This window comes from Streptomyces mauvecolor (genome assembly GCF_039532965.1).
GTDB lineage: Bacteria > Actinomycetota > Actinomycetes > Streptomycetales > Streptomycetaceae > Streptomyces > Streptomyces violascens.
Map to the genome: position 1 here is coordinate 24102 of NZ_BAAASQ010000032.1, position 11528 is coordinate 35629.

Here is an 11528-nt window from a genome sequence, read left to right on the forward strand (position 1 = left end):
GGAGGCGGGGTCACCGGCCTCCGTCACTCCGCTCTGCACAGTTTCGGTGCGCTCTCCTTGAGGCCGAGGAGCCGGTAGTAGTTCTCTCCGAGGGCGATGTCGCGGAAGGCCCGGTCGTCCAGTGCCGTGTTGATCCGGCTGGTGACCTCGAGTTCTTGTTCGTAGACGCCGTAGTCCTTGTCGCGGGAGGCCACGAAGTCCGTTCCGGGGATGGCCCTGGTCGGGTACCGGTCGAGGAACGCGGCGTATTTCTGCCTGGCTCCCGGCCTGCTGAAGTAGTTGTCCTCCAGTACGCGCCAGCTGAGGTCCAGAGTGAGGTTGGGGTTCTCGTCCAGGAGTCTCGTCATGATCCCGATGTGCCGGTCGGGGTCCATGGCGGTGAGCTCTTTCGACAGGCCCATGTGCGCCCACACGAGCTTGTTCTCCGGATACAGCCGAAGGGTCTCCTCCATCAGATGGAGATACTTCGTCTGGTCCGCGTCGCTCCCGAGATCCGAGTGGATGGTGATCGGGATCCCGCGGTCCCGCAGCACCTTCATGAACGGCGCCCAGTTCTTGATGTTCTCACTCGTTGCGGGCGTGTGGTGGTTGGGGAACAGCGCCTGCTTGACGAGGTTGACTTCCCCGGCCCACCGGAACACCCCCGGGTACTCCTTGTCGTAGACGGTGATCCCGGGTGGGATGGTCTCCGGGTGGTTCAGGTCCATGAAGGTCATGGAGACCGTGAGTTCGGGGTCCTTGGGATGCGTCTCCACGTAGTTCTCGGCGTTGGCGAAGTCGTTCTTCATGCTCGGCACCACGGGCGTGCCGGGACAGTCCAGGTAGTACATGCAGTTGGAGTTCGTCGGCAGCGTCTGCCCGATGCCGTACATGCTCGCGTGCCGGACACCGCTCTTGTGCAGATACCCGGTGAGTTCCTCGAACGGAATTGCCTGCCCGCCGAACGGGCGGAAGTGCAGATGGCTGTCGACCTGCGAGGTGTAGGGCTCTCTCGCCCGGTCGAAGCACCCCGTCCCCGCCACCGCCGAACCCGCCCCCGCCTGCGACGCGACGACGGCCACCGCCGTCAGTACCGCAGCGGCCGCGCCGAGGCGCCTGCCCATCCGTGACATGACGATGGTGACCTCCGGTTGCCACAGTTGTCTGTCGTGACCCGGGAACAAGGGCGGACCACGTTGGTTCGGCCACATGAGCCTTGGGGGCTGTGATGCATGGGTTGCGTTGGTGTCAATGGGGCGGGCGTCACTCGCATCTGATTTCGGATGAAGCACACCCAACTCACCCTGAAAGCAAAGGCGTTGAAGGACAACTTGTCCTTGGGGCCCACCTGGGAGAAGGCCCTTTGGCGGCGAAGGCCTCGCCGAGGAGAGCGTACAAACCGGTTGTCACGGGTTGTAGCTGAGCGTCCACTTCTGATTCGGCAGGTCCTCGTTGTCGTGGGTGACGACCGGCGACTCGTTCGCGCCGCCCCAGCCCCGGTCGGGTTCAAGCACACGGCCGAAGAGGTTCGCGATGCGTCCTGGGCCGGCCGAATCCGCCGGGTCTACGTACCAGAGCTGGTCCTCGTTGGTGAAGCCGCGGTCGCAGTTCGACAGCCAGGTCGCCCAGCCGACCGGGCCCCGGGCGTAGCCCGCGAGGCAGCGGCCGTCCCTGCGGGTCGCCATGTGATACCGGCCCCGGCCGTCGGGGACCAGGTCCCAGAGCTGGTACGCCTCCGTGGTGCAGTTCCACACCCGCATCCGGTCGTCACCGGCCGGCATCCCCATGCAGCGGCCCGTGCCCTGGTTCCTGACCTGGAACGGGCCGACCGCCAGGGTCGATTCCGCACGAGCCCGTGGTTCGGCCGCCCCGGCGCCGGGCGTGATCGCCGCGAAGGTGGCGGCGAGTACCGCCGCGAGCACGGCGAGTCGGTTGCGTGGATTCACGAGTTCCCCTGTCTGACGGCCTTCGAGGCTTGAGTGCAGGTTCTCGCGGGGCGCGCCGCTCGAAAAGGGACTTCATCGTGAAACACCCCTAAGGGATGATGTGGGAGCCTCTGTCCACCAGAGCGCGCGCCGTCATCGCGAAGGTTGTGGACCGGGTGATCTGGGGTGGTGCGTGCACGTGGTTCGGAGGCCAGGGAGGGCCGCCCGTGCGCCGGCCGGGCGGGCCGCGGCGCACGGGCGGGCGGGGCTGGTGCAGACGCTAGTTGACGGAGACCGCTGACCAAGCGGCGGCGACCGCGTTCTGCTCGGCGCTGCCCGCGCCGTACAGGTCCTTCGCCGCGTTCAGGGTCGCCGTGCGGGCGGCCGCGTAGTTGGTGGAGGACGTCATGTAGACGGTCAGCGCCCGGTACCAGATCTTGCCGAGCTTGTCGTGGCCGATGCCCGAGACTGAACTTCCGTTGCAGGTCGGGCTGTTGTAGGACACGCCGTTGATCACCTTCGCGCCGCTGCCTTCCGACAGCAGGTACGCGAAGTGGTTGGCGACGCCCGAGGAGTAGTGGACGTCGAGGTTGCCGACCCCCGAGCTCCAGCAGTCCGCGGAGTTGCCGTCGGTGGACGGCTTGTCCATGAAGCGCAGCGCGGGCTTGCCGAAGCCGGGCTTCACTATCTCTTCGCCGATGAGGTAGTCGCCCTTGTCGGAGCTGTTGTTCGCGTACCACTCGACGAGGGTGCCCATGATGTCGCTGGTGGCCTCGTTGAGGCCGCCGGACTCACCGGAGTAGGTCAGGGCCGCGGTCTTGGAGGTGACGCCGTGCGACATCTCGTGCCCGGCCACGTCGAGGGCGACCAACGGCCCGAACGTGGTGCCGTCGCCGTCCCCGTAGGTCATGCAGAAGCAACTGTCGTCCCAGAAGGCGTTGTTGTAGTTGCTGCCGTAGTGGACGCGGTTGTACGAGCCTTTGCCGTCGCCGCCTATGCCGGTCCGCCCATGGACGTTCTTGTAGTAGTCCCAGGTGGTGTTGGTGCCGTACTGGGCATCGACGCCGGCCGTCGCCCGGTCGGAGTTCGTGCCGTTGCCCCAGTGGTTGTCGGCGTCCGTGAACAACACGGCGGGCGCCCGCACGAAGCAGATCCCGAAGAAGCACAGGTCGGTCTTGTTCTGTGCGTCACCCGTGTACGTGTTGCCGCGCGTGGGGTCCTTGAGCTGGTACGTCGAGCCCGACTGGGTTGTCTCCAGCGGAACGGTGCCGCTGTAGAGGGACTGCCCGTCGCCCGTCACGGTCTCGATGGAGTCCCAGGCGTCGATGCGGGCGCCGGTGCGGGCGTCGGTCAGCACGACCCGGGCGACCGGGTTGCCGAGGGAGTCCTTGGCCGCGGTCTGGGTGCGCCAGGCGAGCTTGGGCGTGCCGTGCAGGGCGTCAATGACGAGCTGCGGCTCGGCTTTCAGCTGCTTGAGTGCGCCGCGGTGGGCTGCGCGCAGCTCGGCGGAGGCGAGGTCGGCGGCCTTCGGCGCGGAGACCTCGGGAGTGGTGCTGGGCACGGAGAGGTCGTTCGTCACCGCCCGGTCGGCGCCGCGGTAGCCACCGGCGGGCGTGAGGTGCACCACGAAGTCGCCGCCGAGGACGGGCAGTTGGCGGAAGGTGCGGTCGTACCGCACGTGCTGGCTGCCGTCGGCGTCGACGATCACATCGCGTACCGAGGTCTGCTGGGCGGCGGTGAGCGCGAGCTGGGCGGCGTGCGCGGCGCTTGCGGCGTTCGCGTTGCGGATGGCGGTGGCGCGGTCGGGTGTCGGGTGCGCGGCCCGTGTCCCGGTTTGTGTCTGGGGGGCGCTCGCGGCGGACGCGCCGGTGGGGAAGGCGGCGGCGAGCAGGGTGGCGGCCGTGACGGCCACGCTGGCGGTGGTGAGGCGCGATGTTCTCCGGTTCGGTCTCATCGGTCTCCTCTGAGGGGGCGGCTCAGGTGTGCTGCTGATGCCGTCTCAGATTTAAGGGGGCATGACAACTCACTGTCCATAGGCTGTCCACAGCCTTTTCTGGGTGTCCGGCAACGCATGGGGTTGCAGGGGGAGTTGATGCCAGAATGCAGGACCCTTGTGGCCGGAATGCGTCTCGGCCGCACGCGGGGCAGGATGCGGCGGGCCCTGCACCGCCGTCCTGCGCGCGTTGATCGGTGCGCCCTCGACTCCGATCGTTCCCCTGGCCGAGTGCGACGGTCGGGCGGGGTGCTGGGTGCTGGCCGCGTCTCCGTCACCGACACCGGTCCTCATGCGGGCCCACGGGGTCGACCAGGGTCTCGGCCGCGCGGTTGCCCGGCGGGTGGAAGGCATGCGGAGCGGGCAGTTCCGCCCGTACCTGCGTGACGGTCTCCCGCGTGATCTCCAACCGCGACGGATTCGCTCGCGCCTTCGGCAGCCGGAGTGCCAACTCGGCCGCCTGGGTTTGGAGCTCTTCTCCATGTCTCCGAGCCGCGGATTTCCCGTGCCTGCAGTTTTCTTCCGGCAAAGACACCGTGGCAGCCCCACCGCCACCACCACCGCAGAGTCGAGCAGCCCCGGGCACAGCCCCGATCGGCTCGAAGCCCCCGCAGCTGGTCAGTCGAGCCGTGCACCCCGCAATGCGGCGAGCAATAGCCAAGACTGATGGATCCGCAGTCCGACGATCAGGCCGCTGACCACCTCGGCTAGTTTGGTGGCACCCGATCCGACCTGGGGGGAGGCCGACAGTGAGTAAGCCGTATCCATTCCATGAGGGGATGAACGTCGCATGGGACCTCGTGGCCTGGCGCAGTGACCATGAGCGGGTCGAGATCGCCGTGCTGGACCGTGAGGACATCGCTAAGGTTCGCGGGTACTTCGACCGCGGCGACGATGTGTGGATGTACAACGTCTACCCGGTCCCGAATACGGTCCTGCCGAGGATCGCCGATCTGATTCCGGAGGGTCGACTCGATCCCAGGCTGGAGCACTCCATTGAAGCTCGCCAGGATCTTCCGGGTGGAGAACCCTGATTCCCCGAACCTGGTGGGCTTCCACCCGGTCATGTGCCACCGCCGTAAAAGATTTGGCGCCGTTCAGCGGCGGCTCTCGTGAGGGTGTCGTGAGGGCGCGGGGCTACTTCCCCGCAACAGCCATCTCTTGACGCGCGACCAATTCTCGCGGCCAAGCGATGACGTCGGCTCACCCGACGAGTTCGGTCAGGGCCCAACGAGGGCGACCGTCATCCTCGTGATCGGTGTCGGTACTGCAGGAGACGGCTCCCAGCGCGGTCACCTCCCGGAACAGGTCCTCACCCCCGGCGCGTGGCGAGCCTCGTCGGACAGAAGCGGGCTGAGGCCCCGATGGCCCTGGCCGCCGGGCGGGGGCTGATACGGCGGCTGCCGTCGGCCGGGGCGGCCCGGGTCAGGAGCACGGTCACTGCGGTGGTACCGGCCTCGCGGTCGTTGTCCAGGCGGTAGCCCCACCCGGCAGGCTTGCCCATCACGTACCGGGCCGCTGTCGCGGGCGTCCAGGGGCGTTCACCAGCGTGTGCAGCACAGGTCTGCGGTGCGCGGTGAGCGAAGTGCGCGGACCTGTCCGATCGGGAGACAGCAAGGGCGCGCGCCCTTTTGGGTGGGACCGCCGAGCCTCCCGGTGCGTCCCGGTGCGTCCGCGATCACCGCACGTTAGACCGGGCACGCACCCCTTACCCCACGAGAACGGGAGAAATCCGATGCGTGTCCGCTCGATCCTCACCGCCCTGCTCCTGGCCGGTGCAGCCGTCATCCCCCTGTCCGGCCCGAGCGCCGCAAGGCCCCACCCAACGCCCTTCGGGTCCTGCGAGCGGGAAGGGACCATGGCCGTCGGAGAACACGGGTTCTACACCTGTGCCCAAGGCCGGTACATCCGCCGCGACTGCATCCCTGGCGCCCGGCCCGTACAGATCAGCCCGGACGCCGTCATGTGCACCGACGAGTAACGACTGGCGCCGCCCAGCGCAGCGCACCCGGGCCCCGGGACCGGCCAAGGTCCCGGGACAGCACGCCCAGGCGGCCGCCGGGGCTACGGCAAGGCCCCGTGGGCGCATGGGAGTTTCCGTTCATGGGTGCGCCTGTCCGTGCTCAACCGGCTTGCTTGCTGTGGTCGTGCAGGGCGTATCCGCCGTCGACCACCTTCGCGTCGGCGGCGGGTGCCATGCACTTGGTGAGCAGCGGGTCTCCCTTCTTCGTGGCTCCGGAGAGCCCGATACGGGCCTGTCCGGTCTCCGGTATGTAGAAGCTCACGCCCATGCGGGTGTGGGGGTCCAGAGTGGTGAGCCAGGGATGCCCGGGGCTGGTGCGGACCAGGCGTCCGGTGACGGTCGCGGTGGGGCCACCGGTGGTGAGGCAGTCGACCTGGAACTCGCCCCAGTAGAGCTTGCCGTCCTGGGCGTGCGAGATGCGGAAGGTGCCCCAGGAGCGCTGCGGGATGCTGCCCACGCCGTAGGTGGAGTGGGCGTCGACGGACACGCGTACTTCTTGATCCGCGACGGCGTAGTCCATGCGCGCGTCACCCTTGAGCGATGAGACGGTGGTGCTCTCCCGCGCGGGCGGGGCGGTCGGGGCGGGCGCTGCGACGGCGACCGGCGCGGTGACGGCGACCACGAGGGCGAGGAGTGCGGTGGCACGCAGGGTTCTGGTCAGCATGTGAGGCTCCGTTCGGCAGGGGCGTCGGAAGACCTCTAGATCATCGTCAACGCCCATGCGCCCAGGCATCGTTCGCCAGCAGGGTCCGCCTCCGCCGTGCGGCGGAGGCTCTCCCGGGTATGAAGCGCCTCGGCTGCGAGCCGTGCGGTGGCTCGTCGTGAAGTTCTCCGGTGGCCCCGACCACGCATGTCCGTCGGCTGCCCCTGGGCGAACCGCCGAGTTGAGTGGACGGGTCCCGGTGTGCTGCGCCGGCTCACCGCCCACCCCGCGGTGGCTGTCCGGTGATCGGTGCCTTGGGACGGCAGGGTCTGTCGGCGTGTAGACGGATTACGTCACAGTCCCGGCCGACATCGATGAATTCCAGTGCAGAACAACCAGGTTGAAGCACCAGCCCGTCCAATTGACCGCAGTGTTCTACGAATCCCGGCTGTCCTCACAGCTTCCCGGGCAGCCATCCGGGATCTGATCTGATCGCATCTGATCCCTCAGTCAACGTGGCTCAGATGTTCTGTCGGCACCCCCTGGTGCAGACGATCTGCGCGACGGATGAGGCCGCGGATGCCGACGGCCAGTACCCAGAGCAGGAGAGGGAAAGCGGCAACTCGTTCCATGCCTCCCATTCCGAGGCCGAGGTAGTGCTGGGAGAGGAACAGTCCGAAGGCCGTGATCGCTGTGACGCCCAGCAGGCTGGTGCCCCACCGCATGGGGGCCGCAACGTGTTCCGCCAGGCCGAACCCTGTCAGGACGAGGCCGATGTTGCCCGCTGCCATGATGAGGAGGGCGCCCAGGGCATGCTGGTTCTCGTCGAGGTCGGAAGGCGCCAGACCGGCCAGCACGAATCCCGCGCCGGCGCAGGCCAGCAGCAGACGGGACACGGCAGCGGTCCGGCCTCTGCGCCACAGGGCACCGCCGGTCAGGGCGGCGCCGGCAACGAGCAGCACTCCCAGGACGACGAACGAACCATTCATGAGGCTGTGTTCGGGGGAACAGACATACCGTGGCTCGGGCTCTGACTGAAGTGCGCAGTGCGCGTTGCCCAAGTCGCTGATGTTGTTCCGCGCCCAGCTGTACGGTCTGGCCCAAGCCGACTCGGCGATGACGTGGATGACGAAGAACTGAACCACGCCCACAATCCATGCCGAGTATCCGATCCGGACTCTCATCAGTCCACCTTCCGTGACCCGGACTCTCACCTATCCACCTTCCGTTACGCGGATCCCGTGCGGACAGCCGCTCATGGGAGGCCGCCGCCCTCTGCACCGTTTCAGGCCTTCAGGTATTCATCAGTGCCACAGCCCTGTCGAACGCCGAGTCCCGCTGCTTGTCGAACTCTTCCTGGGTGAAGACCGGTTCGCCGTATTGCGGGGGAATTCCCTTGCCGTCGAAGGTCTTGCCCGCCCGGGTCAGGAATTCCTCGTTCGGCAGAGAGAAGGTCCAGCCGTTGGGGAGGGTGCGTTCCAGGGCGTCGGAGAAGAGGCCCTGGGTGGGCTGGCCGACCCGGACCGTGGGGCCGGGCCGGTCCATGAGGGCCTGTGTGAAGGTCTCGCCGGCGCTGAAGGTGGAGCCGCCGGTCAGCACCGCGACCGGCCCGGTGTAGCGGGGGGTCGGGGAGGGCCGGACGTACACAGGCTGCGGGGTGGTGTGACGGCTCGGGTCGGCGGGGTCGTTACGGACGCGCTTGGCGTAGGCGAAGTAGGGGCGGTCGGTGAGGCGTTCGGCGACGCGCAGGCCGAGGTCGTCTGAGCCTCCGCCGTTGATCCGCAGGTCAAGGATCAGTCCCCGTAGGTGGGCGGTGCGCCGACTGGTGAAGATCCCGTCCAGGGCCTTGTCCAGTTCGGCCCGATCGGCGGCGTACGTGGCACCGGGCCCGGCCAGCCCGCTGAATGCGGAGATCCGCAGATACCCCTGCCCGCCGGGGAGGTCGGCGTAGCTGATCCTGCCGCTCGCGTACTCCTGAAGCGTACGTCCGGTTCCCAGGTCGCGACGCTGGACGTACGCTTTGATCTGCGTGTCCAGGCCCGGACCGGGCACCACAGTGCCGGGACGGCCCTGGCCGAAGAAGCGGTGACCACCGTCCGAGACGACCACGTGACCGTCGTACAGCGGCGCCACCATGTCACGGAAGATGGCGAAGAGCTGGTCGTCGTCCATACCTGGGTGCACCTTGGGCCGGTACTCGTCGCGCACCGCGTGCCAGTCGATGTGCTTGGCGGCAAAGAAGGGGTAGTTCTCCTCGAAGGTCTGCCAGAAGGTGTCGAACGTGGCGACGGGACCGCTGTCCGCAGTGTGTCGGCAGGCGTCGGGCAGCGCGGCGATCCGCCGCAGACCACGGTCGCCGACGGATCCGTCGATGTGCAGCGCGGCGTGGTCGTGGGTGGTCCCGGGCCTGACACGGAAAACGGTCTGCCCGCCACGGGTCTCGAACGTCGTCGGACCGGAGCGCTGTGCGCTCTCGCCCTTGAGGCAGCTGACGCCGGTGGTCTGGTATTCGTCGAGCGTTCCCTGCTGGAACGACAGCACGGTGCCGTATCCGTCCATACGCCAGACGCCGTTTAGGTCTGGCTGCTGGGCAGCTTCAGCGGGGGAGGCGCCCAGTGCGGCCCCGCTCGCGAGAGCCAGCGCTATGACGGCTGTGAATGCCCTGGTGGGAGAACTCCCCGTTCGCATGATCTTGCCTTCCCCGTGCGCGACCTTCTCGGCAGAACCACGATCTCCGGCGCAGGCCCGTCCGGGCCACCCGACTGGCCAGAAGATCGTCGTAGGGGTAGCCCCCGTATCCGCCGCACAGCGGACTCTGGTGCCGGACACTCCGAGAGGACGTCTGGAGCCCGGACGCGGGAGACCCTCGCATGCTGGAGGGGCGGATGGGGTCGACCATCATCCGCAGGCCGCAACCACCACTTCTTCTCCAACCGAGGGGGCCCGTCACGGTTGTGCCTCCAGCCCTCACGAGCGCACCCTTGTCCGCCGCTGCGATGCCAGCTCTGCAATCGCCAATCGGGTGATTTCGCGAACGCTGTGTCTGGAGGCCGATGCACGCAGCGAACAGACGGGAATCGAGCCCGCGCGGGCCCCTGCAGCTCTGCACGTTTGGAGCAGAGTGGCACGCGGCGCATCCTCCCCACAGCGTCGATCCCGTCCTGCGGTCCTCCTCGGGACAGCCCCGTCGGCTGTGGCGGACCCCCCTGGCGTCTGTGGCCGACGGGGGCGTGTGGGTGCCGGGTGCGGCAGTACCCGAGCACGGGTGTGTGCCCGGCTCTCAGCTTGTTTTTTATGGTGTGAACTCGAACGACGTCCCGAACTGTGTCACTCACCAGGGAGTTCGCCGGACATGCGGACGGCCTCCGCATGAGCATGCGTTCCGTCACAGAACCGCACTCATACGAAGGCCGCAGGAGTGAGTCTGCTGCAGTACGACACCCGGGACGAGGCATTCGACTTCACGTCCCACTTTCGGGAGGACTTCTACGCCTGTCTGACTCGACGTGGTGACACCCTGTTCGAGCTCACGGACGCGATGCTGTGTGAGGACAGGCCGGTGACTTCGCCGGTCGATCTGACACTGCTGGCCGAGCACCGGCGAGGGCACGGCGCCATGTACGACGCTCTCAACCAGGGCCGCATCGACGTGAACCGGTTGCGCAGGGCTCTGGCCGTGCTGCCCCAGCCCCAGGCCGCCGACGGGCGCCTGGTCCTGGCCGTCGATGTCTCCGCGTGGCTGCGGCCCGACGCGCCGACCAGCCCGGACCGCCTGTTCTGCCACGTCTACGGCCGCTCGGGACGCTCCAGCGACCAGTTCATCCCCGGCTGGCCGTACTCCTTCGTCGCAGCCCTGGAGACCGGCCGCACGTCGTGGTGCCAGTTGCTCGACGCGGTCCGCCTCGGCCCCGACGACGCCGCCGCCGAGGTCACCGCCGCCCAGGTCCGCCGCGTCGTCACCGACCTGATCGACCAGGGGCAGTGGGAAGCCGGTGACGACGACATCCTGGTCGTCTTCGACGCCGGCTACGACGCCCCGCGCATGGCCTACCTCCTCGACGGACTACCCATCGAGGTCCTCGGCAGGATGCGCTCAGACCGGGTCATGCGCCGCCCGGCGCCCTCCCACAAGGAGTGGGACCTGGCCCACCCCTTGGGCGGCCGCTATCCCAAACACGGCAAGGAGTTCCGCTTCTCCAAGCCCGACACCTGGGGCGAGCCGGACACCGAAACCGTGCAGGTCACCGACCGCTACGGCACCACGCGGGCGATGGCCTGGGACCGCATCCACCCCCGCCTCACCACCCGCTCCGCGTGGATCGACCACGACGGTGAACTCCCCATCATCGAAGGCACCCTGATCCGGCTGAAGGTCGACCACCTGCCCGGTGACCGTGAGCCGCTGCCTCTGTGGCTCTGGTCCTCGAAGACCGGCCTGACCAGCGAAGACGTCGACCTGCGCTGGCAGGCATTCCTTCGCAGATTCGATCTTGAACACACCTTCCGCTTTGGAAAGCAGACGCTCGGCTGGACGCGTCCCAGGCTCCGGACTCCCGAGGCGGCGGACCGGTGGACATGGATCGTCATCGCCGCGCACACCCAGCTCCGCCTCACCCGCGAGGCCGCGGCCGACCTCCGCCGCCCCTGGGAGAAGCCGGCCGAGCCCGCACGACTCACCCCGGCCCGCGTCCGCCGCGGGTTCAGGAACCTCCGCCCCCACCTGCACTGCCCGGCCCGTGCACCCAAACCATCAACTCCAGGACCAGGACGCCCACTTGGCTCCAAGAACTGGCGGCCCGCCACCCGTTACGACGTGGGCAAATCGACCAGACGCCCCGAGTCCATCGCTGAACGTAACCAGCTCAAAGCCCGCAAACCATAAAAAACAAGCTCAGTGGGTGTTCTGTGAGGTTCAGCGGTCCTCATAGTCCTTGCGGCTGATTGTCCGGTTCGAGGGCTTCACCA

At 67.9% G+C, this 11528-nt stretch carries 9 protein-coding genes; 3 read left to right on the plus strand and 6 right to left on the minus strand.

What is annotated here, in order from left to right; all coding sequences use genetic code 11:
• Positions 1-23: 23 nt before the first annotated feature.
• From ABD346_RS32810 to ABD346_RS32820, 3 genes are all read right to left on the minus strand, one after another.
• A complete protein-coding gene (locus ABD346_RS32810) occupies positions 24-1103 on the minus strand; it encodes an amidohydrolase family protein (RefSeq protein ID WP_344379921.1) in 1080 nt (359 codons plus the stop codon).
• Positions 1104-1385: 282 nt separating this feature from the next.
• Positions 1386-1925 carry an RICIN domain-containing protein gene (locus ABD346_RS32815; protein WP_344379923.1) on the minus strand — a complete coding sequence of 180 codons (540 nt, stop codon included), beginning with the start codon at positions 1923-1925 and terminating at the stop codon, positions 1386-1388.
• Positions 1926-2184: 259 nt separating this feature from the next.
• The gene (locus tag ABD346_RS32820; RefSeq protein ID WP_344379925.1) at positions 2185-3858 is read right to left on the minus strand and encodes a M4 family metallopeptidase; all 1674 of its coding nucleotides are present in this window, start codon (positions 3856-3858) and stop codon (positions 2185-2187) included.
• An 818-nt stretch (positions 3859-4676) separates the two neighbouring features.
• Between ABD346_RS32820 and ABD346_RS32825 the strand changes: the two genes are divergently transcribed.
• Together ABD346_RS32825 and ABD346_RS32830 are read left to right on the plus strand one after the other, a co-directional pair.
• Positions 4677-4931 (plus strand): hypothetical protein, encoded by a 255-nt coding sequence (locus ABD346_RS32825; protein WP_344379927.1) that lies wholly within the window; start codon positions 4677-4679, stop codon positions 4929-4931.
• A 701-nt stretch (positions 4932-5632) separates the two neighbouring features.
• The gene (locus ABD346_RS32830; RefSeq protein WP_344379929.1) at positions 5633-5878 is read left to right on the plus strand and encodes a hypothetical protein; all 246 of its coding nucleotides are present in this window, start codon (positions 5633-5635) and stop codon (positions 5876-5878) included.
• A gap of 142 nt (positions 5879-6020) precedes the next feature.
• Here the strand turns inward: ABD346_RS32830 and ABD346_RS32835 are convergent, their stop codons facing one another.
• From ABD346_RS32835 to ABD346_RS32845, 3 genes are all read right to left on the minus strand, one after another.
• Entirely contained in the window at positions 6021-6584 is a 564-nt protein-coding gene (locus ABD346_RS32835) for a hypothetical protein (protein WP_344379931.1), read from the minus strand.
• 485 nt (positions 6585-7069) lie between these two features.
• Positions 7070-7708: a DUF998 domain-containing protein gene (locus tag ABD346_RS32840; RefSeq protein WP_344379933.1), complete on the minus strand. Its 639-nt coding sequence runs from the start codon at positions 7706-7708 to the stop codon at positions 7070-7072.
• A gap of 148 nt (positions 7709-7856) precedes the next feature.
• A complete protein-coding gene (locus tag ABD346_RS32845; protein ID WP_344379935.1) occupies positions 7857-9251 on the minus strand; it encodes a S41 family peptidase in 1395 nt (464 codons plus the stop codon).
• Positions 9252-9981: 730 nt separating this feature from the next.
• Between ABD346_RS32845 and ABD346_RS32850 the strand changes: the two genes are divergently transcribed.
• Positions 9982-11445, plus strand: coding sequence for an NF041680 family putative transposase (locus ABD346_RS32850; RefSeq protein ID WP_344379937.1), 1464 nt, complete (start codon positions 9982-9984; stop codon positions 11443-11445).
• The last annotated feature ends 83 nt before the right edge of the window (positions 11446-11528 follow it).

Coding starts and splice junctions, on each gene's coding strand:
- ABD346_RS32810 (WP_344379921.1), bottom strand. CDS start 1,103: ATGGGCAGGCGCCTCGGCGCGGCCGCTGCGGTACTGACGGCGGTGGCC.
- ABD346_RS32820 (WP_344379925.1), bottom strand. CDS start 3,858: ATGAGACCGAACCGGAGAACATCGCGCCTCACCACCGCCAGCGTGGCC.
- ABD346_RS32825 (WP_344379927.1), top strand. CDS start 4,677: ATGAACGTCGCATGGGACCTCGTGGCCTGGCGCAGTGACCATGAGCGG.
- ABD346_RS32830 (WP_344379929.1), top strand. CDS start 5,633: ATGCGTGTCCGCTCGATCCTCACCGCCCTGCTCCTGGCCGGTGCAGCC.
- ABD346_RS32835 (WP_344379931.1), bottom strand. CDS start 6,584: ATGCTGACCAGAACCCTGCGTGCCACCGCACTCCTCGCCCTCGTGGTC.
- ABD346_RS32845 (WP_344379935.1), bottom strand. CDS start 9,251: ATGCGAACGGGGAGTTCTCCCACCAGGGCATTCACAGCCGTCATAGCG.